Source organism: Polaromonas sp. YR568, from assembly GCF_900116715.1.
Taxonomy (GTDB): Bacteria; Pseudomonadota; Gammaproteobacteria; order Burkholderiales; family Burkholderiaceae_C; genus Polaromonas.
Map to the genome: position 1 here is coordinate 122911 of NZ_FPBM01000008.1, position 24844 is coordinate 147754.

Genomic DNA, 24844 nt, shown 5'->3' on the forward strand with positions numbered 1-24844 from the left:
TCTCGCAATTGCTGCAAAGCAGCAATTCCCCCTCTGGCCGCCGTCTACACTTTCTTGCCATGACTCCAGCCAAGCGTTCGAAAAACAAGTCCGCCGCTCACAAGCCGCGCATTGCCCTGGCGCTCGCCGGCGGTGGTCCCCTGGGAGCGATTTACGAAATCGGCGCCCTGTGCGCACTCGATGAAAGCCTGCAAGGCCTCTCGTTCACCGACCTGCACCACTATGTCGGCGTATCGGCCGGCGGCTTTATCGCCGCGGGCCTGGCCAACGGCATGACGCCGCGCGAGTTGTGCGCAGCCTTTATTGAAAACGGCGACACCGCTTCCGAGGTGTTTGACCCAGCCTGGCTGATGGTGCCGGCCTATGGCGAATTCCTGCGGCGCGGCATCATGTTCCCGGGCCTGGCGGCATCGGCGCTATGGCGCGCCACCCTCGGGCGCAAATCCGTCGTCAACGCACTGGAAGCACTGGGGCCGGCCTTGCCCACGGGCATCTTTTCCAACGACGAAGTCCACACGCAGCTGGAAAAGCTCTTTTCCAAACCCGGCCGCACCAACGACTTCCGCAAGCTCCGCACGCGGCTCACGCTGGTCGCGACCAACCTCGACAGCGGCGACGCCGCCCCTTTCGGCCGCCCGGGCTGGGACCACGTTCCCATCTCCAGGGCCGTGCAGGCCAGCTCCGCCCTGCCCGGCCTCTTTCCGCCGGTCGAGATCGACAGGCACTACTACGTCGACGGCGCCCTCAAGAAAACCATGCACGCCGGCGTGGCCATGGACGACGGCATAGATCTGATGTTCTGCCTGAACCCGCTGGTGCCTTTCAATTCCACACGCTCGCCCGAGCTGGCCATGGATCAGCGCGTCATGCGCCGCGGCCTGCCGGCGGAAAGGCAATCCATCCCGCGCATCGTGAGCGGCGGCCTACCCGCCGTGCTGAGCCAGACCTTCCGCTCCATGATCCATTCGCGGCTGGAGCTGGGTATGAAGCACTATGAGCACGCCTATCCCGACACCGACATCGTGCTGCTGGAGCCCGACCACCGGGACGCCGAGATGTTTCTGGCTAACACCTTCAGCTACAGCCAGCGCCGCGAACTGGCCGAGCACGCTTATCAAAAAACCCGGCAGATGCTGCGCTCGCGCAAGACCACGCTGTCGGCCAAGCTGGCGCGGCACGGCGTGTCGCTGAATCTGGACATGCTGGAAGACCCCAAACGCCACCTGGTGGCCAAGAGGCCGGCCGCCACCCGCGTAGGGCGCGCGATTGCATCGCTGGAAGACGTGATGGAGGATTTGAGCCACGCCGTGAAGCTGGCGGCCCGCGCGAAGCCGGCCACCGCAGCGACTTAAACCAAAGGTTCTCCTGATGGCTTCGAGGCCATGCGCGAAGCTGCCCGGCACCTGCCGATAGATGGACTTGATGGACTTCCCTAGTTCCATGCCCGCAGGGGCTGGGTTAGAGTAAAGAGCAATACAAGGTAGACAACTTATGGCGAAAAAAGCGCCGCGCCGTACAGCAGAGCGGATCCTGGAGGTCACCCTGGACCTCTTCAACCGCTTTGGCGAGCCCAATGTGTCGACCACGCTGATCTCGGCCGAGCTCAGCATCAGCCCCGGCAACCTCTATTACCACTACCCCGCCAAAGACGAGCTCATCAACTCGTTGTTCGATCGTTACGAAAAATCCCTGAGTGAGCTGCTCAACGCCAGCGACGGCGTGCGCGATGTGGAAGACGCCTGGTTTTTCATGCACACGCTGTTCGAGCTGATCTGGCAATACCGCTTCCTTTACCGCGACCTCAACGACCTGTTGAGCAAAAACCGCCGGCTGGAAACCCATTTCCAGTGGGTGCTGAAAAACAAGACGCGCGCCGTGAAGGGCCTGCTCGACGGCATGAGCCGCGCCGGCGCCATGACGATTGATTCACGCGAAGTCGAAGCCACGGCCACCAGCATGGTGGTGGTGCTCACTTACTGGCTCAGCTTTGAGTACGTGCGCGACCCGCGCAACGCGCTGGAACCGGCCAATGCGCAGGCCGCGCTGCTGCGCGGCGCACACCACGTGCTGAACCTGCTGATTCCCTACCTGGAGCAAGGCCAGCGCGCCCATTTGCAGGCGCTGGTGGGCGCTTACAGCAACCCGGCTTGAGTTACGCCAAACCGCCCTCATTCATAACACCAACAATTTTTACCTAGGAGACAACACACATGGCCAAATGGACTGCCTTCCCCCACGCCGGCGACTACACATTTGATGCCGCCAGCCTGAAAAAAAGCTGGGCCCGCCTGCACCAGGGCGACTGCGAGCCCCTGCCCAAAGACGCGGACGTGCTGCAGGCCTGGGTTCTGTTTCACAACGGCGACTTCCAGAAGGCCTTTGACGCCGGCATCAAGGCCGGCGGCGACGGCATCACGGCGGCCAACAAAGCCGCCAGCATGTACGCCACCTACCTGGAAACCAAGGAAAAGACCAAGCTCGACCTCTTTATGGAAGTCGCGGCCCGCGCCGAGGCCCAGCAAAAGGACGACCCCAAGAACGCCAACGCCTGGTACTGGCAGGCTTATGCCCTGGGCCGCTACAGCCAGGGCATCAGCGTGGCCAAGGCGCTCGCACAGGGCCTGGGCACCAAGGTGAAGAACTCGCTGGAGCAAGCCATCAAGCTGTCACCCAAACACGCCGATGCGCACATCGCGCTGGCGGCCTTCCACGCCGAGGTGATCGACAAGGTGGGCTCCCTCATAGGCGGCATGACCTACGGCGCCAAGAAGGACGTCGGACTGGGACTCTACAAAGACGCGCTCAAACTGCACCCCGGCTCCGCCATCGGCATGATCGAGTACGCCAACGGCATGGTGATGCTCGAAGGTGACAAAAAGATGAAAGAAGCCACCAAGCTGTATGAGCAGGCCGCGGCCAGCAAGCCGCTGGACGCGACCGAGCGGCTGGATGTGGAGATGGCCAAGGCTGAACTGGAAGACTGAGCTTTTTACCTAAGCTTTTTTGACGCCTGCTGTTGCAGGATCAAGAGCCCGCGCACTGCAAGGTACGCGGGCCTTGTTTTATTCGAGGCGCCGCCCTACGGCGCTCAAGGCAAATTAAGGCAGATCCTTATACGGCTCAGGCTGCGAAGCATCCCGCGGCCCGACCGTGCCCAGCCGGGCCTTCAGCGACTGCGGTTGCCCCGTCAGGATCGCCGCATAGTTGGTCGTGTTGGACAACACCTTCTTCACATAGTCGCGCGTTTCGCTGAAAGGCACGTTCTCGGCCCAGATAGCGGCGTCCAGCACCGGGCCGTTGCGCCAGGTGCGCGGGCGGCCAGGGCCGGCGTTGTAGGCGGCTGCGGCCATGGGCATGGAGCCGTTGAGGTCGTCCAGCGCGAGCTTGAGGTAGGCCGTGCCGATGGCGATGTTGGTATCGCGGTCGTTGAGCTGGTCTTGCGTGAAACCTTCGAGGCCGATTTTTTTGGCCGTCCAGCGGGCCGTGGCGGGCATGACCTGCATCAGGCCCGACGCGCCCACGCCGGAGCGGGCGTCCATGATGAAGCGGCTTTCCTGGCGGATCAGGCCGTACACATAGGCCGCGTCCAGGTTAATCGTTTTGCTGCGCTGGGTGACGGCATCGCGAAACGGCATCGGAAAGCGCTGGTCGAAATCCACCTCGGCCTTGGTGCGTTCGCTGGTGTTGATGCAGCGGTCCCAGATCTGGCGGTCGCAGGCGAACTGGGCGGCGGCCAGCAGCTCGCGGTCGGCCATGCCGCCGCGCTTGTGCAGGTTGGTGGTGTAGTTCCACTCGCGCGTGCCTTCGGGGCGCAGGCCAATGGCGATGGCGTAGGCAGCGCGGTTCAGGCCCGGGTTAAGCCGGGCCACTTCTTTTTCTTCCGGCGTGAGCGGCGCGGGCTTGGCCGGCACGGTGATCTTCTGGCCGGTTTCCTCCAGCGCCAGCTGCTCGTAAAAGCCGCGCGGCGAGGCAATCGACTGCATCAGCGCCAGGGCCTCGGCGCGCTGCGGCGCGATGGTGATGCCGGTGCTGATGGTCTGCGTCACGCCAGGCGTGGTGGCCACGGCGACCGGGGCCTTGGGCGCGGCGTCGGGCGGCGCGGTGGCCAGCAGAGCGCGGCCTTTCCAGTAGCTCCAGGTCGGATCTTTGCGTGCGTCTTCGCTCATCGCGTTGACGGCGGCCAGCACCAGCGCCCAGTTGGGCTGGGCGCCCGCGCGCAGTGCGGCGCGGGCCTTCCAGCCCAGCATGTCGTCGCTGAGGTCGGTGTCTTTGGTGACCTTGGCAAAGTACTGCAGCGCGTCGCTCGCGGGCACCGTGCCCAGCTTGGTGGCGGCCTGCCGGCCTATCGCGCCCCAGACCCAGTTACGCTCTTCGGTGTTCAGCTGCATGCCCCATTTGTTTTCCACCTGGAAGGCCGCGCCTTCGGTGTCGGAGATCGCCATCTTGATCAGCGCCAGCGTGATGATTTCGCGCCGCGCCTTGCTGATCGCCAATTGCTTGCCGGCCAGGAACTTGATCGGGCTGGCGTTCAGGTCGTTCACCATGCCCACGGCGTCGGGCGCGACGATCTGCACCGCGTCGCGCGCGGCGCGCGGACGGTTGGCTTCGGTGGCCAGGCGGGCTTTGACCCAGACGTCCTGCGGCGTGAGGTTTTTGGCGCCGACCAGCCGCTCGGCAGCCGAGGTGCAGCCGTCGTCGGCCTCGCGCTGCGCATACCAGTTCTTCTTCACCTCATCGGCCAGGCGCGCATCAATGGCCGGGTTCTTGAGGTGCTCGACCAGGATGGCGTAGCAGCGCACTTCCTTGTCGTCGTTCATGCGGTAGTTGGGGTACTCGGCGGCAAAGCCGGCCCAGTCGCGGCGCTGGCCCAGCAGCAGCAGCCAGTCATTGCGCAGGCGGTCTTCCTGGTAGGTGCCGGCGTAGCGGCTGAAAAAATCCTGCACCTCTTGCGGGCCGGCTTCGCCCAGGCGGGTTTTGAGTTCCCAGTAGGCGGCCCATGGCTCCAGCGCATGGCCCCTGGCTTGCGGCAGCAGTTGCGCCATGCGGCCCCTGTCGCCGCGCTTGAAGGCCTTGTTCATCTCGACAATCACGCTGTCGCCGGCGCTGGTTCCGGAGGGAATGGCGGTCTGCGCAGCCGCAGAGGCAGGCAAGGCCAGCGAAATCACTGCGGCCAAAAAAGCGGGCAGGGCTGCCGTGCGCAACGGGTTGTTAAGAAATTTGTATAGCATCTGGGACATTATGGACAAATTAAGCACCCGCAAGGCACTGGTTGAAGCCCGTTTGAACATGCCCGACCGCCTGGAGCGGGCCGATTTGTTGCAACGTGTGATGCGCATCTGGCTGGTAGGTTCCACCCACGAGGTGATTGGCGCCTACTGGCCCATCAAGGGCGAGTTCGACCCGCTGCCGGCGCTGTACCGCTGGCAGGAAGATGCCATCCTCAGCCAGGGCTCCTCCAACCCAGCGCTGGCCCAGGTCGAATCCGCGCAGCTGGCGACGGAAAGCATCGCCGCCCGGTCACCGCGCAAGATCGGCTTGCCGGTGGTCAACAAGCTGCACAAGACTCTCACCTTTCACGCCTGGTACCCCGGCTGCCCCATGGAGGAAGACGCCTACGGCATCCCCAAGCCCAAGGACACGGAAGTGATTGTCCCGACGCTCCTGTTTGTGCCCTGTGTGGGTTACGGGCCAGGCGGTTACCGGCTGGGCTACGGCGGCGGCTTTTATGACCGCACGCTTGCCACCCTGCAGCCGCGGCCCTTTACCGTGGGCCTTGGATACACCCATGGCTGGCTGCCGGACATGGAGCCCGAGCCGCACGACATTCCGCTGGACGCCATCCTCAACGACAAGGGCGTGGTCTGGCCGGTTTGAACGCCGGACGCGCGGCAGCCACGCGCAGAGGCGGCAAAGGCGGCAAAGGCTGAAACAGGCATATCGGTCAAGGCATTTCGGTAAAAATTACCAAAACAAGCAAAACAGTGCAGGGAGCAGGTATGGCGGCAAGCAATACAGCCGGCGCGGCTGAAAGCAGCAGGGACAGCGTCGGCAGCAGGGTCCGAAAAGACCTGTTCAAGGTTCTGGCGCTGGCGCTGGTTTCGCTTTTTCTGGTGCCTGTGGCCACGCTGCTGTTCGTCAACCACGCCCAGCCCCGGCTGGACAGCTCGATTACCCAGTCGATAACGCGGCAGGTGGACCAGGACAAGCGCCTTGCGCCTGAAGACAAGGCGCAGATCAAATCGTTCTACCGTGACCACCCTGCCTCCAGCCTGTGCGCAACCACCGACCCGGAACTGCAGCGGGACAAAGACTCGCTCTGCGAACGCTATACCGACGTCTGGCAGTTTTACGCCGCGCACGAGATCGCCTGGTGGACCATCCTGGCCGGTGTGGCGGTATTACTGGCCGAGCTGCTGCTGGGCGCGGTGGCGTTCTGGAACCGCAAGGCGCAGTACCTGAGCTTTGTGCTGGGCTGGCGCATGCTAAGCCTGGCCAGCGCGCTGGAGATTCTGGTGCAGGGCGCCATGCTGGTCTGGCTGTCGTTCTGGATCACGGCCTTTTTCTTTCATTCCTACTCCATCAAGCTGATCGCGGTGATCGGCCTGGTGGTGGTGGTTGCGGTGTTCTTCGCCATCACGGGGCTGCTGCGCCGCCCGGCGCCGGGCAACAGCATCGCGGGCGAGCTGGTCAGCGACGGCGATGCGCCGGGGCTGTGGGCCAACACCCGCGCGCTGGCCGCGCGCCTGAAAACCGCGCCGCCCAAACAGATCGTGGCGGGCATAGACACCAACTTTTTTGTCACCGAGGCGCCGCTCACCGTGGCCGGAAAAACCCTCAGCGGCCGCACGCTGTTTGTCAGCCTGCCGCTGCTGCGCCTGCTGGACCGCGCACAGGCCGACGCCGTGCTGGGGCACGAGCTGGCCCACTTTCGCGGCGGCGACGCCGCCAGCAGCGCGCGCCTGGGGCCCAAGCTGGTGCAGTACGACCACTACCTGGCGATGATGCGCGGCGGCGGCCTGACGGTGGTGGTCTATCACCTGATGTACCTGTACCGGGTGATCTTCGAGTTCGCGCTGATGCGCGACAGCCGCGAACGCGAGTTCAAGGCCGACCGCACCGCCGCCAAGCTGGTCTCGCCGCAGGCCATCGTGCAGTCGCTGATCAAGATCGCGGCCTACGACAGCTACCGCTCGGAGATAGAGCGCGAGCTGTTCGAGCATGACCGCCAGCACAGCGAGCAGTTGGGCATCGCGCAGTTTGTGGCCTCGGGCCTGGCGCCGTATGCCGCATCGGCAAAATTCGTCAAAGCCATGGGCTCGGCCAGCGTGCCGCACCCCTTCGACTCACACCCGGCCATGCTGGACCGCATGAAAAACGTGCGCCACTTCGTCAAGCCCGAAGCCTTTGCCGCCGTCGTGACCGAGCCGGTAACCCGCACCTGGGCCGACGACATACAGACCGCGCCGCAAATCGAGCAGCGCCTGTGGGCCACTTACGAGCAGGGCTTTGCCGCCGACCATGAACGCACCCTGGCCTACCGCTACCTGCCCGACAACGACATGGAGCGCGCGCTGGTACTGCGTTACTTTCCCCCTGTGCAATTCCCACTCAAGGGCACGCTGGCAATCGGCGTGACCTACAGTGGCCTGCAACTGCCCGGCAAGCCCGATGAACTCTCCTGGGATGAGGTCAAAAACCTCGCGTATGAGAACGGTTTTGGCGGCGATGTGCTGACCATCACCCTGCATGAAAAAGGCTTGCTGGGCGCCAAGAGCACCAAGGTGAAGCTGCCTGGCATTGGGGCGCAGCGGGAGCCGTTCAAGGCGGCGCTTGGGGTTTATCGGCATCGGCATGAGGTTATGAGGGCGCAGTTGGCTGGGTAACTGCGCCGGTCTTGCTCCGGCGGTGTGCCCTCCTCTGACTCCTGCTGGCCGGGAGTGGCCCGGCGGCCAGTAACTTTCTTTTGCTTCGCCAAAAGAAAGTCACCAAAGAAAAGGCGACCCGCAGTCTGGGTCCCTACGCTTCGCTTCGGGCAACCTGCGGTGCTCGAGCCAAGCGGGGTCAAAAACAACTCGCTGCGCTCAGACAAGTTTTTGCCCTGATCCGCTTGTCTCTGCGCTCCTCGGCCCAGCCAGGACGGGGCAATCGGGAACGGGAGCGGGGACCAAATACCAAAGACAAATACCAACAAGGACTCGCCATGGCGAGTCCTTGTTTCTTCAGGTATTGGTATTCGGCTGTTCGGTATTTGGTATCCCGTCCCCCACCCCTTCTGTATGCGCCGAGGAGCGGAGGTCCAGACGGATAAGGGCAAAAACTTGTTTGAGCCGAAGGCGAGTTGTTTTTGACCCCGTCTGGACCGAGCACCGCAGGTTGCCCGTAGCGCAGCGAAGGGACGCAGACAGTAGGGTCGCCTTTCTTTTGCTTACTTTTCTTTGGCGAAGCAAAGAAAAGTGAGTCGCATGCCGGGCGACCCCGGCCAGCCGCCCTCAGCAGAGAGCACAACGGCAAAACCAAATCAGCGCCCCCGGCGGAAGCCAAAAAAACACCAAGAACCCTTAACTAACCAACGCCAAAGCCCCAAAATCCCCAACCCTCTCCCCAAGCCCCGCCGCCACCACCTCAACCCCGCCGGTAAGCGCCGGCAACTTCCCACGCAACTGCGCCTGCAAGCGAGGCAGCAAGAAGTCACGGTTGTTCCAGAACACACCACCGCCCAGGCTGATGCGCTGCAGGTCCAGCGTGGCGACCAGGTTGTAGAGGCCGCGCCCCATGACCCGGCAGAGCTCGTCGACGATGGCCAGCGCAGCGGTCTCGCCGGCGCGTGCGGCGGTAAAGAGCGCTGTGGCGCCGGCATAGCCCTGGCCGGCAAAGCGCCGCTCGATCGCGTTGCCGGCGACCAGCGCCTCCAGGTCGCCCACATTGCCGCAGCCGCAAAGCGTGTCGTCGCTGTCGCTGACAAAGGTATGGCCCGCATGGCCGGCGTTGCCGTGTTTGCCGCGCAGGATATTGCCGTCCACGCACAGGCCAAAGCCGATGCCGGTGCTCCAGGTCACGTAGGCGCAGCTGTCCACGCCCTGCAAAGCACCCCAGCGGCGCTCAGCCTGCAGGGCGCCCACGCCGTCGTTTTCGATGCGGACACCGGCAAAGCGCTGGCGCAACGGGGCCTCCAGCGGCACGCTGACCCAGTCGTTGGGCAGGCCGCGCGCCGGGCCAGCCATGCCGCCGCAAATATTGGGGTTGGACACTTCAATCATGCCGCCGGCCACCACAAAGGGGCCGCAGGACGACACGCCCACCGCCGCTATGTCTTGCTCGCGGATGCCGGCGGCCTCGCAAGCCTGGCCCAGCATGCGCAGCACCTGGCGTGCCACGGTGTCGGGTGGGCCGGCTTTTTCAGTGGGCTCCATGCGGCGCGATTGCAGGGCCGACAAGGCCTCGTCCAGGCTCATCTGCGGGCTGGCGTCCACCAGGCTGACGGCGATTTTGGTGCCTCCCAGGTCGACGCAAGCTTTCATCGTGAAGGCACCTTTTTTCTCAGATCAGGTGGGAGATCAGGCTGGCGATAAAGCTCAGCAGGATCGTGGTGGTGAGGGGTATGAACCAGTCGCGCCCGAACAAGCGGAAACGCAGGTCACCGGGCAATTTGCCAAAACCCAGCTTGTGCAGCAGCGGGGTGAACCAGCTGATGAGCATCAGGGCCAGGAAGATGACGATGAACCAGCGGATCATTGAAGCAGTTTAGAGCGTATGCATGCGGTCGCCAGCGGCAAAGCCCATAGGCTCCCATATCGCAGTGCCTTTGGCACCAAAAGCGATTACCTTGAACAATTCGCCCATCTCATGCTCGGCAATGAGCTTTTGCACCATCACACGCTGCTCCAGGCTGGCGCCTTCCATGCCATCTACCAACCCGCAATTGAGCAAAAACCGCCCCTGGCTGGTGTAGCCCAGCACTTGCAGCCCGGCCTCCTGGCCGGCCAGGGCAATGCCGGTGAAGTTGACGTGTGCCGTGATGTCCTTGCTGCCCACATCGGCCAGCGGGTCGGCGTCGGCCAGGTGGCCTCGGTGGCACATGACCGTGCCCATGCTGCGCTGGGGGTGGTAGTACTCGTGCTCGGGGAAGCCGTAGTCGAGCAGAAAGACCGCCCCGGCCTCCAGCCGGTCAGCCAGCGTGGCGACAAAACCTTCGGCTTGAGGGTGGATTTCGGTGAGGTAGTCGCGCGCGCCTTCCACCTCGAAGGGCGGCCGCAGATCGGTGCGCTGGTCAGCGTAGAGAAAACCGCCCTCATGCACCACCACGCCGCGTTCATGCCAAATGCCGCCCAGGCGCGACAGCAGCTTCACCGGCATCGCGTCCAGCACCTCGTTGCCCAGCACCACGCCGCGCATTTTGGGCGGCAGCTCAGTCGCCCACTGCACCTTGTCGCCGTAAGCGGCCAGGCGTTCACGCTGGCGCGCCTGCAGGCTGCCTGATAAATCGACGATGGTGTAACGCTGCAGCCGGTCGCCCAAGGTGTCCAGCACCTGCAGCGCCAGCGCGCCGGAGCCGGCGCCGAACTCCCAGACCTCGGCTGTGCCGGTGGCCTCCAGGGCCTGGGCCGCCTGGCGGGCCAGAGTCTGGCCGAAGCGGGGCGAGAGCTCGGGTGCGGTGACAAAATCGCTGCCCGTGCCGGGCATCAGGCCGAATTTGCGCGAGTCGTTGGCGTAGTAACCCAGGCCCGGGGTGTAGAGGGCCAGCGCCATAAAGGCGTCAAAGCCCAGCCAGCCGCCGGCGGCTTCAATGGCCCCGGCAATGTGCGCGGCAAGGGCGGTCGGTAAAATGGGGGGATTGGCCGTCGTGGTCATTTGGGGGTCATGTGTGTCAGCGCCTGCAATTGTCGGCGATACCCCCGGCCCCCTCCCCCCTTCACCTCAGCCCATTTGATCCCAGCCATGCCTGCAGTCCCGTCTTCCTCTCCCGTGGTCCTCGTGACCGGCGCCTCGCGGCGGCTGGGGCGTGACATCGCGCTGGCGCTGGCGGCGGGCGGCTGGCAGGTGGCGGTGCACTACCGCGGCTCCGAGGCGGACGCTATGGAAACAGTAGCTGCTTGCGCCCGACTGACGGGGGTCTCAGCCGCTTTTCACGCTGATCTGGGCGACGAGGCGGCGGTGCGCGGCCTGCTGCCGGCCGTCGTGGCGCGTATGGGCCGGGTGGATGCGGTGGTCAACAACGCCTCCACCTTCGAGCACGACAGCGCAGCCAGCTTCGGCTTCGCCGCCCTGGACAAGCACCTGCACACCAACACCGGCGCGGCCGTGCTGCTGGCCCAGGCGCTGCATGCCCATGTCCTCACGCGCGCTGAAGGCGGCGAAAGCGGTGCCCAGGGGGCAGTCGTCAACCTGCTGGACCAGAAGCTCTGGAACCAGAACCCCGATTTTTTCAGTTACACCCTCTCCAAAGCAGCCCTGGAGGCCGCCGGTACCATGCTGGCACTGGCGCTCGCGCCCCGGGTGCGCGTGGTCGGCGTGGCGCCGGGGCTGACGCTGACCAGCCACCTGCTGACGGACGCACAGTTCGAAGCGCGGCACAAGCTCTCGCCGCTGGGCCGCTCGTCCACGCCCGCCGATGTGGCGGCCACCGTGAAATTCGCGCTGGAAAACCGCTCCATCACCGGCACCACGCTGCTGGTAGACGGCGGCCAGCACCTGATGAAATTCGAACGCGATTTTTCGCTGATGTAAGCCGGCGGCAACGGCTGACACCACCCTGCACCTCACCCATTACAGACTGGCGCCATGTTCAATACCCGGGGCACCCAAATCCTGAATCTCACCGGCTTGCGTTTCGACGCGAACCTGGGCATTCTGGACCACGAAAAAACCGAGCCGCAGCCCATCCAGGTGGATGCCGAGCTGAACCTGGGCACGCAGCCATTGCTGCCCCACGACGACGACATCAACCATGTGCTGGACTACCGCAAGGTGCGCCAGATCATCATCAACGAGTGCACGGCCGAGCACCTGAACCTGCTGGAGAGCCTGATCGGCAAGGTGGCGCACCGGCTGATGCAGCTGCCCGGCGTGCTGGGCGTGCGGGTGAAAATCGCCAAACTTGAAATTTTTGACGACTGCGAAGTGGCCATTCGCGTCGAGACAGGGCAGTGGTGAACATGATGGGAGCCAACGATATGAGCGCAGTCTGGGAAGAAGCCGTTGCGGAGTTTGAGCAACAGGAAAGCTCCGCACGCGTGCAAAACAGCATGAAGATAGAGCGCGAAGACCACAAACTTGAAAAGCGCCTTTGCCGCGAAGTCGGCCGCGCGATTGTCGACTTCAACATGATTGAAGAAGGCGACAAGGTGATGGTGTGCGTCTCGGGCGGCAAAGATAGTTACGCCATGCTCGACATTTTGCTCAAGCTGCAAAAGCGCGCGCCCATCAACTTCGAGCTGGTGGCCGTCAACCTCGACCAGAAGCAGCCCGGTTTTCCGGAGCACATCCTGCCCGACTACCTGGGCAAGCTGGGTGTGCCCTTTCACATCGAGAACCAGGACACCTACAGCATCGTCAAGCGCGTGATCCCCGAGGGCAAGACGCTGTGCTCGCTATGCTCGCGCCTGCGCCGCGGCATTTTGTACCGCGTGGCGGGTGAGCTCGGCTGCACCAAGGTCGCGCTGGGCCATCACCGCGACGACATGCTGCAGACCTTTTTCCTCAACATGTTTTTTGCGGCCAAGCTCAAAGGCATGCCGCCCAAGCTGGTGAGCGACGACGGCAAAAACGTCGTCATCCGCCCCATGGCCTACGTCACCGAAAAAGACCTGACGCGCTGGGCGCAGGTGCGCGAATTTCCCATCATTCCGTGCACGCTGTGCGGCAGCCAGGAAAACCTGCAGCGCAAGCAGGTCGGCAACATGCTGCGCGAATGGGAGAAAAAATTTCCCGGCCGGCTTGAGAACATGTTTGCCTCGCTGCAAAACATCGTGCCTTCGCACCTGATGGACAACAAGCGCCACGACTTCAAGGCCATCAAAGCGACCGGTGTGGCCGATGCCGATGGCGACAAGGCTTTTGATGCCGAAGAGTTTAAGGAGCCGGTGCTGCCGGGCCTGTCGGTCATCGGCATCAAACCCCACTGATTGCACTCAACACGGAGGCCTGATGAAACGATCATTTGCCCTTGTTTTTGCGATGGCGGCCATGGCGCTTTTTTTGGGCGGCTGCTCTTCCCTGCGCATGGTCGACAGCGATGTCACCGCTTTTTACAGCTGGAAAGCCGCGCCCCCCGCGCCTGGCACGCCTTACCGCTTTGAGCGCCTGCCCTCGCAGCAAGCCGTGGGCAGCCAGCAGGACCTGGTGGAAGGCCTGACGCGCACCGCGCTGGCCAAGGTGGGCATGGAGCTCAACTCGCCGGTTGCGCGCTACAGCGTGCAGGTGGTTGCCAACACCCAGGTGGTGGAGCGCTACCCCTATGACAGCCCCTATGACGGTTTCGGCTTTGGCGCGCCGGGCGTGTTCCTGGGCGGCGGCAGCCGGGGGGCATCGGTGGGCCTGTCCTTCCCGATGCGCTTCTCGGAGCCGTATTACAAGCGCGACCTGACCCTGCTGATGCGTGACCTCGGCACCAACACGGTGGTATTTGAAACACGCGCCCTGCATGACGGCGTCTGGGGCGATACCCTGGCCGTGCTGCCCGCCATGCTGGACTCGGCCCTGCGCGGCTTTCCGCAGCCGCCCGCCGGCACGCGCCGCGTGAACGTCGAAATACCAAGGTAAGCATGGAACCGACGCGCATCATTGCCATTCGCCATGGTGAGACCACCTGGAATGTCGACACCCGCATTCAAGGCCATCTCGATATCCCGCTGAACGAAACCGGCCGCAAGCAAGCCGAGCGCATGGCGCTGGCGCTGGCGGACGAACCCATCTCGGCCATCTACGCCAGCGACCTGACCCGCGCGTGGGAAACAGCGCAGTACCTGGCCCGCATCCAGGGCATTGAAGTGACGCGCGAAGAAGGCCTGCGTGAGCGCGGCTTTGGTGACTTTGAAGGCAAGACCTTTGCCGAGATTGAGGCCCTGCTGCCCGACCAGTCAATGCGCTGGCGCAAGCGGGACCCGGAGTTCGCGCCGGCCGGCGGCGAGTCGCTGATCGACTTGCGCAGCCGTGTGGTGGCCACTGCCGAGCGTCTGGCGGCCGAACACCCGGGCGAGCTGATCGCGATGGTCGGCCATGGCGGCGTGATGGACGTGCTCTACCGCGCCGCGACGCGGCTGGACATCCAGGCGCCACGCACCTGGGCGCTGGGCAATGCGGCCATTAACCGCCTGCTCTGGACACCCGAGGGCTTTACGCTGGTGGGCTGGGCCGACACCCAGCACCTGGAAGACGACACACTGGACGACGACAACGGATTTGCAGGTGGTAGCACCCCCAATCCGCTCAATGCCCGATAAATGGCCGACAAGCAGCCGGGTAACGAACAACAAGCGCACAATAAATAGCAGAAGAGACACCACGCAACCCATGAGCACCCTGCCACCCCACCTCGCCAACCTGATCGGCAAACCGGTCAACGACATTGACACGCCCGCCCTGGTCATCGACATGGACGCGATGAAACGCAACCTGGCGCGCATGGCCGAATTTGCCAAAAAACACAACATCCGCTGGCGTCCGCATGCCAAGCTGCACAAGTGCTCTTCGCTGGCCAAAATGCAGATCAAGGCCGGGGCAGTCGGCGTGTGTGTGCAAAAAACCTCCGAAGCCGAAGCCATGGTGGCCGGCGGCGTCTACAACATCTACATCAGCAACGAAGTGATCGCCCCTGCCAAGCTGGCCCGCGTGGCGGAACTGACGCAAAAAGTCGCGGCCCAGGGCGGCCAGCTGGCCATCGCGGTGGACAGCACCGAAGGCGTGATCCGCCTGGCGCAGGCCATGACCGAAGCCCGCCTGACCCACAAGACCGGCGCGACCGTGATTGATGTGTTTGTGGAGATCGATGTCGGCCAGGGGCGCTGTGGGGTCGAGCCCGGCGCCGCCGCCGTCACGCTGGTGCTGGAAATCCGCAAACACCCGGCCCTGCGTTTTGCGGGCCTGCAGGCTTATCACGGCAAGGCCCAGCACATGCGCAGCGCCCAGGAAAGGCGCGACGCCATCGCCAAGGCCGTCGAGGCCGTGGTGCTGACCAAGAAACTGATCGAAGCCCAGGGCGTCACGGTAGAGCTGGTCACCGGCGCCGGCACCGGCAGTCTGATGCTGGAGGCCGCGAGCGGCGTGTACGGCGAGCTCCAGGCGGGCTCCTTCATGTTCATGGACGCCGACTATGCGCAAAACGAACGCGACCCGGCCCAGCCGCAGTTTGAGCACTCGCTGTTTGTGAAGACCCAGGTCGTCAGCACGCACAGCGGCCATGCGGTGTGCGACGCCGGCCACAAGAGCCACGCGATCGATTCAGGCATGCCGCTGGTGCATGCCTTTGACACCGAAAGCGAACTCGAATATTTCAACGGCGGCGACGAGCACGGCATCCTGCGCGCCGCCGGCGACAGCCACCGCCTGCCCGGCCTGGGCCGCATGCTGTGGCTGATTCCCGGCCACTGCGACCCCACCGTCAATCTGCACGACACCATGATCGGCGTGACCGGCGGCCTGCGCACCGGCACCGTGCAGCGCATCTTCCGGGTGGATGCGCGCGGCGCGCTGACCTGAGAACCTGTTGACGCTCTAAACGCGCTTAAAAGTTCACGCCGTACACGGCATACATGGGCGCCGGTGTGCCGTTAACGCGCCCGCCGCGGTATTCAGCCTCGCGGGCCGACTGCAGCACCGCCTCATTGAGCTCGGCATGCGTGGATGACAACACGCGTGCATCGATCAGCTTGCCCTCGGCATCCACCAGCGAAATCACCACCACGCGGCCGTGTACGCCCTGCGCGCGGTAAGCCTGCAGCGCCTCGAGGGCCCCGGGCTTGCGCACACGCGCGACGGAAATTTTTTGCCCCATGCCGTCACCGTCCAGCATCTTCGGCGCCTGCGGGTGGTCGGCATAGAGCTTGCCCATTTGCCGGAAGAGCTCCGGAAATTCCGGCAGGCTGGAAGTAGAGGCCAAAGGCACGGCCGGATTGGGCGTACGCGGCCCCGGCGCCGGCCCGGCGCAGCCGGCCAGAAAACAGGTCACCACCACAAGAAATAGGCACCGTAATGAAAATGGGCGTGAAAAGGGCATTTGAGAATCCGCCTTGAAAGTCAATGAATGGAGGGCATCATGATCGCGCGGCAATCGCGTCAAGAGCATCCGCCTGAATGATGAATGAACAGGACATGAATACGGCGCCGTACGCCAGGCTGGTCAGGGCAGTCAGCCACGACAGAAAATTCCAGGCGTTGTAATGGCCAGGGTTTGCCTTCCATTCCCGGGGGAAATCCGGCATGACACCTTGCAGGCCGCGCGCCGCGCCATACTCAAACGCCGCTTCCCCCAGAAAATAAAACCCGACCACGCAGAAGGTCACGCCCACGCAAAAGAGAAAGCCCCGCGGCCATTTGATGACCTTGACAAACAGCAGGGCCAGCGCGAAAGCGGCGGCGCCCGCCGGAAAAAGACTTCCGGTAACGCGGCTCGAGCCCAACGGCAGCAGCTCACGCCACACTCGGGGTAAGGGCCAGAACAACGCCTCAGACGACGGCGCCAGGCCCGCCCATCGCGGCGAAGTGGCCAGATTAAGTTCCCCCGCCGGTAAAACGGCGCCCCAGCAGAGGATCGTGGCGATGTAACACCAGCGGCGAAACGAACTGCAATTCACGGCAGAAGCGCCCGACCAATGGCGCTGCACAAGATGGGAGCCCCAGCCCATTGCAAGCGCCAGCGAACCGGTTGCCATGATCCGTGCAGGAATCCCCTGCAGTGTGACAAAACCGTCCGGCAACAAGACGGGCACGTAGCCAAACACCACCGTACTCAATGCATAGGCCAGCAAAACGGCCACCGTGACGCCGAGGAGCACCGAGTTGAAAAACTGTTGTTCCGCGCTGGTGTTCGTCCAGGCGGCTCCGGGATCAGCCGCGGCCGATTTGGCGACCCACTGCCCCATGGCTCAAGGTGTAAACATGTCGTTGCCGTTGGCCGGCGGCGCCACGCCCAGGTGGCGATAGGCGGCCAGCGTGGCGATGCGCCCGCGCGGTGTGCGCTGCAGGTAACCCTGCTGGATCAGGTAGGGCTCGATCACGTCTTCAATCGTGTCGCGCTCTTCGCCGATGCTGGCGGCGATGTTGTCCAGGCCGACCGGGCCGCCGTCAAAGCGGTGAATGACGGCTTCCAGCAGTTTGCGGTCCATCACGTCAAAGCCCTGCGGGTCCACGTCGAGCATGGCCAGCGCCTTGTTGGCGATATCGAGGGAGATATGGCCGCTGCCTTTGACGTCGGCATAGTCACGCACGCGGCGCAGCAGACGGTTGGCGATGCGGGGCGTGCCACGTGAACGGCGGGCGATTTCAAAACCGCCCTCTTCGTCCATGGGCGCATTCAGCAGCTTGGCGCTACGCCTGACGATGCGGGCCAGCTCGTCGGGCGTGTAAAACTCCAGCCGGGCAACGATGCCAAAACGGTCGCGCAGCGGGTTGGTCAGCATGCCGGCGCGTGTGGTGGCGCCCACCAGCGTGAAGGGCTGCAAGTCGAGCTTGATGCTGCGTGCCGCCGGGCCTTCGCCGATCATGATGTCGATCTGGTAATCCTCGAGCGCGGGGTAGAGGATTTCCTCGACTACCGGGCTCAGGCGGTGGATTTCATCGATGAAAAGAACGTCGTTCTTCTCAAGGTTGGTGAGCAGCGCCGCCAGGTCCTTGGGCTTTTCCAGCACCGGGCCGGAGGTCTGCCGCAGGTTCACGCCCAGCTCGTGCGCAATGATGTGCGACAAAGTGGTTTTGCCCAGGCCGGGCGGGCCGAAGAGCAGTACATGGTCCAGCGCCTCGCTGCGCTTTTTGGCGGCGCCAATAAAGATTTCGAGCTGGTCGCGCACCTTGGTCTGGCCGACATATTCGTCAAACAGTTTGGGGCGCAAGGCGCGCTCGATCGCTTCCTCGCCCGGTGAGGCCGGCGCGGCCGACATCACGCGCTTGGCGGGCGGGAAGTCGCCTGCAGAGAAGTCGTCCGTTTGTATGCTCATGCTGACTTATCGCAATTATTTGGCCAAAGCCTTCAGCGCCAGCTTGATACCGTCGCTCACACCAATATCTTTCGGCAGTGCCTTTAGTGCCAGCGCCGCATCGCGGTCGCTGTAGCCCAGCGCCACCAGGGCCTGCAGGATGTCGGACTGGGCGTCGTTGGCGACGCTGACCTGGATGCCGATGTCGGCGCCCAGCTTGCCTTTGAGTTCGAGCAGCAGGCGCTCGGCGGTTTTTTTACCGATGCCGGGCACCTTGATGATGCGGCCGGCTTCCTGCTGGGTGACGGCTTGCGAGAGTTCCTCAACGCTCATGCCGCTGAGCACGCTGAGTGCGGTGCGCGGGCCCACGCCGGAAATCTTGATGAGCTGGCGAAACGCCGCGCGTTCGGTGGCGCTGCCGAAGCCGTAGAGGATTTGCGCGTCTTCGCGCACCACAAAATGCGTCAGCAGGCTGACTTTTTCGCCCAGAGCGGGCAGGTTGTAGAAGGTGCTCATGGGCACCAGCACTTCATAGCCGACGCCGTTGCAGTCCACCAGGATTTCCGGGGGATTTTTTTCGGCCAGCTGGCCAGAGAGTCTTCCAATCATGGGCAAATCTTATCAGTCAGACGCAGGCAGCTATTTGGGCGGACAATTGCGTTTTTACGGCCGTCACCCGCCTATTTTTCAGGAAACCCACCGCCTTGATCCTTCGCCATACCTTCACGCCGCCCAATAACACCCGCATGGGCCACCTGTGCGGCCCCATGGACAGCCATATCCGCACCATCGAGGCGGCGCTGGACGTCACGATCGCGCACCGCTTTGAGCAGTTCAAGATCGACGGCACCAAGGTGAGGGCCACCCAGGCGCTGGAGGTGCTGCAGGCCCTGTACGAAATCGCCCAGCGGCCCATCGAGCCTGAAACCGTACAGCTGATGCTGGCCGGCGACACGGCGCTCAGCACCGCGCCGGACGGCGGCATGGCGCTTTCTACCCGGCGCGCCGACCTGCGCGCCCGCACCACCAACCAGGGCACTTACCTGGAAAACATCGCCACGCACGACATCACTTTCGGCATAGGCCCGGCCGGCACCGGCAAGACCTACCTGGCGGTGGCCTGCGCGGTCGACGCGCTGGAGCGAAGCACGGTGCAGCGCATCGTGCTGACGCGCCCGGCGGTCGAAGCCGGCGAGCGCCTGGGCTTTTTGCCGGGCGATCTGAGCCAGAAGGTAGACCCTTACCTGCGCCCGCTGTACGACGCACTGCATGAGCTGATGGGTTTTGAGCGCGTGCAGAAGGCCTTTGAGCGCCAGCAGATCGAGATCGCCCCGCTGGCCTTTATGCGCGGCCGCACGCTGAACCATGCTTTTGTCATCCTCGACGAAGCGCAAAACACCACGCCCGAGCAGATGAAGATGTTTTTGACCCGCATCGGCTTTGGCAGCAAGGCGGTGGTGACGGGCGACGTGAGCCAGGTGGATTTGCCGCGCACGCAGCTGAGCGGCCTGGTGGATGCCGAGCGCGTTCTCAAGCGCGTCAAAGGCATCGCCATCACCCGCCTGACCAGCGCCGACGTGGTGCGCCACCCGCTGGTGGCGCGCATTGTGGATGCCTATGACAAGTCGCCGGGTGCCGCCGCAGCCGCGGCGGATGACAGCCTCGCCGAGCCGGCCGCCCCGGCGCGCCGCGCCAGCGCCCGGAGCCGCAATGGCTCTTAAGCAGCTCAGCCTGTCGCTGCAGTTTGGTGAGCTGAAAGACGCCGCGCGGCACCGCGCCGCCTTGCCGCGCCACAGCGTGGCCCGCTGGATCCGCCATGCGCTTGAGGTCGACGGCGAGATCACCGTGCGCATCGTGGACGCCGAAGAAGGCCAGACGCTGAACCGCGACTACCGCCAGCGCGACTACGCCACCAATGTGTTGACCTTTGACTATCGCGCTGAGCCTGTGGTGACGGCCGACCTGGTGCTGTGCGCGCCGGTGGTGGCCAAAGAGGCGAAAGAGAACAAAAAGACGCTACAGGCCCATTACGCCCACTTGCTGGTGCACGGCACGCTGCATGCGCAGGGCTGGGACCATGAGACCGGCGAAGAAGACGCCGAGGCGATGGAGGCGGAGGAAATCCGCATCCTGGCGGGGCTGGGGTTCAAGAACCCTTACCGCTGAGTCGCCGGGCGCAAGCGGCGCCCGAATCAACAGCGCGGCTGTTTTGAGAAAAACCTGATCAGGCGCCCGCAGCGACCTGCAGCGGAATCGTCACCGGCCCGTCGTTGATCAGGTGCACCTTCATGTCGGCGGCAAACTGCCCGGTTTGCACTTCGGGGTGCAAGGCCCGGGCCTGGGCCACAAAGTAGTCGTAGAGCCTGCGCCCTTCATCAGGTGCGGCCGCACCGGTGAAGCTCGGCCGGTTGCCGCCGGACGCGTCGGCGGCGAGTGTGAACTGGCTCACGATGAGCAGGCCGCCTTTGACGTCCTGCACTGAGAGGTTCATTTTTCCGGCGTCGTCCGAGAAGATCCGCAGCTTCAATATCTTGGCCAGCAGCTTGTCAGCCTGCGCTTCAGCATCGCCGCGCTCGGCGCACACCAGCACCAGCAGCCCGCCGCCAATCTGGCCCACAGTCTCGCCCGCAATCACCACGCGGGCCTCGGCCACGCGTTGCAGCACCGCCTTCATCAGTCAGTCACGCCGGCCGCGACAAACAGCGGCTTGCCCACGGGGCCTGAGAGAAAACTCACAAACTGCTGGGCCAGGTCCTGCTGTTTGCCTGACGCCAGCGGGGCGGCGGTGTAGGAGGTGTAGTTCTGCACTTCGGCCGGCACAGGGCCCACAAACTTCAGGCCCTTGCCCTGGTACAGCAGGATTTCGGTGATGGCGCCGAAGCCGATCTCGTTGCCCTTGCCTTTGATGACATGCTCCATCACTGCGGCGCCGTCGGGGTAGCGCGTGGTCTTGCCTTCCACCTGCGTGTAGACATCCATCTTTTTGAGCAGGCCTTCCAGGTAGAGCCCGGTAGAGGCGCGGTTGAACACCAGCGAGTCTGCCGCGAGCACCGAGCGCTTCAACCCATCCGCGCTGGAAATGTCTGGCGCCGGCGCGCCATCACGCACCGCCACGCCCATGCCGACGCGGCCGACATTGGCGCGGGTTTCGGCCAGCTTGCCGGCGGCGGCGAATTCACCGATGACGGCAGGCGGCGCGATCACCACGTCAAACGCCGGGTTGCTGTCCATGCGTTTTTTCAGCTCGGGCGCGGTGTTGAAGGTGATCTTCACGGCGTGGCCGTTCTGCTTTTCAAAAGCGGCAGCCGCGGCCTTGAGGCCGGGCTCAATGGCGCCGGCGCTGAGCACGGCGACGTGGGCGTCGTGCGCGGCAGCGCCGGTTGCCGTGGCGGCGATCAGGAGGCCGGCAAAGGCCTGGGCGAGAAGCAAGGTGCGTTTCATGAAAACTCCTGGGTAATCAAGGGGCTGGCAAATTATGGGGCGTCGGCATCTATCCGGCGTCAGATCAGGTCGGCCTCATCGTCAAAGTGGGCTTCCACATCGCTGGGCAGCAGCTGGATGGTGGCACGCAGGCCCGGCACGGCGCTCATCAGGGCCTGCTCAACGCTGCCCCGTACCGCTGCGGCACGCCCCAGCGACCAGTTGGCCGGCATGTGCATGTGCAGATCGACAAAGCGCCGCTGGCCGGCGCGGCGCGTGCTCAGGTGGTCAAAACGGATGGTGGGGTGGGCAAAGCCTTCCAGCGTCTTCTGAATCTCGGCCATCACCTCGGGCTCGACGGCTTCGTCCATTAAACCCTGCGAGGAACGCCACACCAGCTGGCCGCCTTCCCACAGGATGTTGAGCGCTACGCCAATCGCCACAACAGCGTCCAGCCACAGCCAGCCCGTCAGCATGACCAGGCCAATGCCGAGCACCACGCCGGCCGAGGTCCAGATATCGGTCATCAGGTGCCTGGCGTCGGCTTCGAGCGCAATCGAGCGGTGAACTTTGGCCGAACGAAACATGACCCAGGCCAGCAGGCCGTTGAGCCCCGAACTGGCCATGGACAGGACCAGACCCCAGCCGAGCTGCTCCAGCGGTTGCGGATTCAGCACGCGGTGGCCCGCGGCCCAGATGATGGCCACCGCCGCGCCAACGATCAACGCGCCCTCGAATCCGGACGAGAAATACTCGGCCTTGTGATGGCCGTAGGGGTGGTCGTCATCCGCCGGGCGCTGCGCAATCGTGACCATGGCCAGCCCGAAGAGCGCGCTGGCCAGATTGACAAAAGACTCCATTGCGTCAGACAGCAGGCCCACGGAACCGGTGATGTACCAGGCCGCGGTCTTGAGCGTAATGGTGATCACCGCGACAAGCACGGAGGCCATCAGCAAACGCTGCGGCGTCAGGGCCTGAAGGGTAAGAGGGCTCATAGCGCTATTGTGAACGAGGCGTGGTTTCAGATGGCAACACCGGAACGGTAGGCCGCCATGCAAAAATGCGGCATGCTGAACACGCTGAAACACCGGTGGTGGTGGCTCCTGGCCTGGTGCCTCATCACGGCCCTGGGCTGCGTGGTGATGGAGCGCCTGGCACTGACCCAGCTGCGCGATGCGTTTGACACCGACATGCGCATCGCCCACCGGCTGCTCAGCCAGCGCGTGGTGCAGCATGACGCGATGATGGCCACGCTGGCCCTGCTGCAGCCCCAGCGCGAAGCCTCACCGTCCGCCCAGCCGGAGCAACGCCTGGTCTCGGTCTACCCCCAAATCCTTGAAGCGCAACGGCGCGATCCCGGCGCCTCCTGGCCGCGGGACAACCTGCGCATTGCCGAAGAAAAGTCCCGCCAAAGCCGGCATGCCGAGCTGGCCGATGTCGACTTCGGCCAAGGCCGCTACCAGCTGGTGCTGAGCGCCCACCCCACCAGCCATGCCTTGCTGATCGATCTGCGCAGCACCGTCCCCTGGAGCGACTGGCCCATGGCGCCGGAGCAAAGCCCGGTGCGCGTCAGCCTGGACTACGCCGGCCAGAGCTTTCTGCTCCAGCCCGGGAAGCTCGACGGCTCAGGCTGGCGCTTTGACTTTCAAAAACACCTGGCCTCTGAGAGCCAGCCTTTTGACGTGGTGGCTACGCGCGAGGTCGGCTGGTCTGAACTGCCGTGGGGCGAAATGCTGGCCTGGGCCGTGCTGGTTGCCGCCTTGCTGGGAACCTGGATGACAGTGCTGGGTCAGCGCGCGGCGCGCCGGCGGGCGGAGGAATTGCTGCGCCTGGGCCAAGTCGCGCGCCTGAACTCGCTGGGCGAGCTCGCTGCCGGTATGGCCCATGAGCTGAACCAGCCGCTGACCGCCGTGCTGGCCAATACCCAGGCGGCCGGCCGCCTGCTGGATGACGACCCGCCCGAACTTGCCACGGCGCGCGACGCGATGCGGCAGGCGGTTGAGCAGGCACGGCGCGCGTCTGAGGTGGTGGGGCGGCTGCGCCGCGCCATAGAGCGGCCTGGGCCGGCCGGAGCCATCGAGCCGGTGCTGCTGCAGCAAGCGGTGCGCAACGCGCTGTACCTGCTGGAGCCGGAATTCAAACGCCGCGGTGTTGCACAACCCGATCTTGAGCAGGCCGGGCAACCGCATGCTGTTTTGGCGGACCCGGTGGCATTGGAGCAAGTCATCCACAACCTGTTGATGAACGCATTGCAGGCGCTGGAACAGGTGGCGGCGCCCCAGCGCAAGCTGACCCTGGCGCTGCGCGAAGACAAGGGCCAGGGCGTGTTGAGCGTACGCGACAGCGGCCCCGGCATACCGCCCGAACTGCTGCCGAATATCTTTCAGCCCTTCTTCACAACACGGGACAAGGGTCTCGGCCTGGGCCTCAGCCTGTGCGAGACCCTGGCCGGCAATATGGGCGGCACGCTGACGGCGCGCAATGCGCCGCCGCATGGCGCTGAATTTCAGCTGAGCCTGCCGCTGGCCTCCGCTGCCGCAGGGTCCACAGGAGCGGCATCATGAGCCAGGCAAGCCCCGCAGCGGCAACGCTGTCTCCCCTCATCCACCTGATTGACGACGATGAAGCCGTGCGCAGCGGCCTGGCCCTGCTCATAGGCACAGTCGGCCTGCGCGTGCAGCCCTGGGCCGATCCGCAGGCCTTTGTAGACGGCTTCGACCGGCAAACCATAGGCGCGATCGTGCTGGATGTGCGCATGCCTGGCGTGAGCGGCCTGACGGTGCTGGACACGCTGATCGGCCAGGGTGTGGACCAGCCCATCATCATGCTGACCGGCCACGGCACGGTGGAAATGTGCCGCCGCGCTTTCAAGTCCGGGGCGGCAGAGTTTCTGGAAAAGCCCGTCAACGACGAGCAACTGCTGGAAGCCTTGCAAAACGCCGTGCGCCAGCACGTCAAGTCGCGCGAACGGAACAAGGCCGACAGGGATGCGCAGCAGCGGTTTGCACAGCTGACCGAGCGTGAACGCGAAGTGCTGGGCCTCATCGTTTCAGGGCTGACCAACAAGGAAATCGGCCGCGCGCTGGATGTCTCTCCGCGCACGGTGGAAACCCACCGCGCCAACCTGTTTGCCAAGCTTGAAGCCGAGTCGCTGGCGCAGCTGATTCGCCAGTATGCCGCGCTGGTGGACGCCGCTCCGTAGTTATACGGAGTGATTGGCGTAGCCCTACGAATGGGCAAGACGGCCGCGAATTTTTAAAGTTCTCCTACGGTTGATTGAACCGTTTCCCAAAGAATTT

Annotated in this window: 26 protein-coding genes; 15 read left to right on the forward strand and 11 right to left on the reverse strand. The window is 64.2% G+C overall.

From position 1 onward, the window contains the following. Positions 1-59 precede the first annotated feature (59 nt). From BM408_RS16890 to BM408_RS16900, 3 genes are all read left to right on the forward strand, one after another. Complete coding sequence (locus BM408_RS16890; RefSeq protein WP_092131204.1) at positions 60-1352, forward strand: patatin-like phospholipase family protein; 1293 nt, start codon at positions 60-62, stop codon at positions 1350-1352. 139 nt (positions 1353-1491) lie between these two features. Beyond that, complete coding sequence (locus BM408_RS16895; RefSeq protein WP_092131206.1) at positions 1492-2151, forward strand: TetR/AcrR family transcriptional regulator; 660 nt, start codon at positions 1492-1494, stop codon at positions 2149-2151. Between the two features lie 59 nt (positions 2152-2210). Further along, positions 2211-2984: a tetratricopeptide repeat protein gene (locus BM408_RS16900; protein ID WP_092131208.1), complete on the forward strand. Its 774-nt coding sequence runs from the start codon at positions 2211-2213 to the stop codon at positions 2982-2984. A 114-nt stretch (positions 2985-3098) separates the two neighbouring features. Here BM408_RS16900 and BM408_RS16905 read toward each other — a convergent pair whose 3' ends face one another. Continuing rightward, on the reverse strand, positions 3099-5228 hold the full coding sequence (locus tag BM408_RS16905) for a lytic transglycosylase domain-containing protein (RefSeq protein ID WP_371327027.1): 2130 nt from the start codon (positions 5226-5228) through the stop codon (positions 3099-3101). Between the two features lie 10 nt (positions 5229-5238). Between BM408_RS16905 and BM408_RS16910 the strand changes: the two genes are divergently transcribed. Next, a complete protein-coding gene (locus tag BM408_RS16910; protein WP_092131212.1) occupies positions 5239-5874 on the forward strand; it encodes a 5-formyltetrahydrofolate cyclo-ligase in 636 nt (211 codons plus the stop codon). A 122-nt stretch (positions 5875-5996) separates the two neighbouring features. Then, positions 5997-7883 carry a M48 family metallopeptidase gene (locus tag BM408_RS16915; RefSeq protein WP_092131214.1) on the forward strand — a complete coding sequence of 629 codons (1887 nt, stop codon included), beginning with the start codon at positions 5997-5999 and terminating at the stop codon, positions 7881-7883. Between the two features lie 675 nt (positions 7884-8558). Here the strand turns inward: BM408_RS16915 and BM408_RS16920 are convergent. Genes BM408_RS16920 through BM408_RS16930 form a run of 3 tightly spaced genes read right to left on the reverse strand, consistent with a single transcriptional unit; the run spans position 8559 to position 10848 of the window. Further along, positions 8559-9518 carry an ROK family protein gene (locus tag BM408_RS16920; RefSeq protein ID WP_092131216.1) on the reverse strand — a complete coding sequence of 320 codons (960 nt, stop codon included), beginning with the start codon at positions 9516-9518 and terminating at the stop codon, positions 8559-8561. 19 nt (positions 9519-9537) lie between these two features. After that, positions 9538-9732, reverse strand: coding sequence for a DUF2905 domain-containing protein (locus tag BM408_RS16925; RefSeq protein ID WP_092131218.1), 195 nt, complete (start codon positions 9730-9732; stop codon positions 9538-9540). 9 nt (positions 9733-9741) lie between these two features. Then, the gene (locus tag BM408_RS16930; protein WP_092131220.1) at positions 9742-10848 is read right to left on the reverse strand and encodes a class I SAM-dependent methyltransferase; all 1107 of its coding nucleotides are present in this window, start codon (positions 10846-10848) and stop codon (positions 9742-9744) included. Between the two features lie 87 nt (positions 10849-10935). On the opposite strand from BM408_RS16930, the gene BM408_RS16935 reads away from it, so the two are divergent. The 6 genes from BM408_RS16935 (at position 10936) to BM408_RS16960 (ending at position 15693) form a co-directional block, all read left to right on the forward strand. After that, positions 10936-11724, forward strand: a complete 789-nt coding sequence (locus tag BM408_RS16935; RefSeq protein WP_092131222.1) for an SDR family oxidoreductase — start codon at positions 10936-10938, stop codon at positions 11722-11724. Positions 11725-11778: 54 nt separating this feature from the next. Beyond that, positions 11779-12150 carry a dihydroneopterin aldolase gene (locus BM408_RS16940; protein ID WP_092131224.1) on the forward strand — a complete coding sequence of 124 codons (372 nt, stop codon included), beginning with the start codon at positions 11779-11781 and terminating at the stop codon, positions 12148-12150. A 20-nt stretch (positions 12151-12170) separates the two neighbouring features. Beyond that, positions 12171-13121, forward strand: a complete 951-nt coding sequence (gene ttcA / locus BM408_RS16945; protein ID WP_092131226.1) for a tRNA 2-thiocytidine(32) synthetase TtcA — start codon at positions 12171-12173, stop codon at positions 13119-13121. 22 nt (positions 13122-13143) lie between these two features. Then, positions 13144-13758 carry a DUF4136 domain-containing protein gene (locus tag BM408_RS16950; protein ID WP_092131228.1) on the forward strand — a complete coding sequence of 205 codons (615 nt, stop codon included), beginning with the start codon at positions 13144-13146 and terminating at the stop codon, positions 13756-13758. A 2-nt stretch (positions 13759-13760) separates the two neighbouring features. Next, on the forward strand, positions 13761-14438 hold the full coding sequence (locus BM408_RS16955) for a histidine phosphatase family protein (RefSeq protein ID WP_092131230.1): 678 nt from the start codon (positions 13761-13763) through the stop codon (positions 14436-14438). A 70-nt stretch (positions 14439-14508) separates the two neighbouring features. Then, positions 14509-15693 carry a DSD1 family PLP-dependent enzyme gene (locus BM408_RS16960; RefSeq protein ID WP_092131232.1) on the forward strand — a complete coding sequence of 395 codons (1185 nt, stop codon included), beginning with the start codon at positions 14509-14511 and terminating at the stop codon, positions 15691-15693. A 25-nt stretch (positions 15694-15718) separates the two neighbouring features. Here BM408_RS16960 and BM408_RS16965 read toward each other — a convergent pair whose 3' ends face one another. The 4 genes from BM408_RS16965 to ruvA all read right to left on the reverse strand — a co-directional run bounded on the left by BM408_RS16965 (position 15719) and on the right by ruvA (position 18734). Beyond that, positions 15719-16165, reverse strand: coding sequence for an energy transducer TonB family protein (locus tag BM408_RS16965; protein ID WP_175541828.1), 447 nt, complete (start codon positions 16163-16165; stop codon positions 15719-15721). Positions 16166-16247: 82 nt separating this feature from the next. Then, entirely contained in the window at positions 16248-17075 is an 828-nt protein-coding gene (locus BM408_RS16970) for a hypothetical protein (RefSeq protein WP_092131236.1), read from the reverse strand. 3 nt (positions 17076-17078) lie between these two features. Further along, positions 17079-18146, reverse strand: a complete 1068-nt coding sequence (gene ruvB, locus BM408_RS16975) for a Holliday junction branch migration DNA helicase RuvB (RefSeq protein WP_092131238.1) — start codon at positions 18144-18146, stop codon at positions 17079-17081. Between the two features lie 15 nt (positions 18147-18161). After that, positions 18162-18734: a Holliday junction branch migration protein RuvA gene (gene ruvA / locus BM408_RS16980; protein WP_092131240.1), complete on the reverse strand. Its 573-nt coding sequence runs from the start codon at positions 18732-18734 to the stop codon at positions 18162-18164. 95 nt (positions 18735-18829) lie between these two features. Between ruvA and BM408_RS16985 the strand changes: the two genes are divergently transcribed. Together BM408_RS16985 and ybeY are read left to right on the forward strand one after the other, a co-directional pair. Continuing rightward, positions 18830-19846, forward strand: coding sequence for a PhoH family protein (locus BM408_RS16985; RefSeq protein WP_092131242.1), 1017 nt, complete (start codon positions 18830-18832; stop codon positions 19844-19846). Beyond that, positions 19836-20291: an rRNA maturation RNase YbeY gene (ybeY, locus tag BM408_RS16990; RefSeq protein ID WP_092131244.1), complete on the forward strand. Its 456-nt coding sequence runs from the start codon at positions 19836-19838 to the stop codon at positions 20289-20291. The genes BM408_RS16985 and ybeY overlap by 11 nt, the downstream gene beginning before the upstream one ends. Before the next feature lie 58 nt (positions 20292-20349). Here ybeY and dtd read toward each other — a convergent pair whose 3' ends face one another. Genes dtd through BM408_RS17005 form a run of 3 tightly spaced genes read right to left on the reverse strand, consistent with a single transcriptional unit; the run spans position 20350 to position 22540 of the window. Beyond that, positions 20350-20799 (reverse strand): D-aminoacyl-tRNA deacylase, encoded by a 450-nt coding sequence (gene dtd, locus BM408_RS16995; protein ID WP_092131246.1) that lies wholly within the window; start codon positions 20797-20799, stop codon positions 20350-20352. Then, the gene (locus BM408_RS17000) at positions 20799-21566 is read right to left on the reverse strand and encodes a substrate-binding domain-containing protein (protein WP_092131248.1); all 768 of its coding nucleotides are present in this window, start codon (positions 21564-21566) and stop codon (positions 20799-20801) included. The genes dtd and BM408_RS17000 overlap by 1 nt, the downstream gene beginning before the upstream one ends. Before the next feature lie 59 nt (positions 21567-21625). After that, a complete protein-coding gene (locus tag BM408_RS17005; RefSeq protein ID WP_092131250.1) occupies positions 21626-22540 on the reverse strand; it encodes a cation diffusion facilitator family transporter in 915 nt (304 codons plus the stop codon). A 57-nt stretch (positions 22541-22597) separates the two neighbouring features. Here BM408_RS17005 and BM408_RS17010 point away from each other — a divergent pair, with 57 nt between their 5' ends. Further along, entirely contained in the window at positions 22598-24109 is a 1512-nt protein-coding gene (locus BM408_RS17010) for a sensor histidine kinase (RefSeq protein ID WP_254774855.1), read from the forward strand. Then, the gene (locus BM408_RS17015) at positions 24106-24747 is read left to right on the forward strand and encodes a response regulator transcription factor (protein ID WP_092131252.1); all 642 of its coding nucleotides are present in this window, start codon (positions 24106-24108) and stop codon (positions 24745-24747) included. Before BM408_RS17010 ends, BM408_RS17015 begins: the two co-directional genes overlap by 4 nt. Positions 24748-24844: the final 97 nt, after the last annotated feature.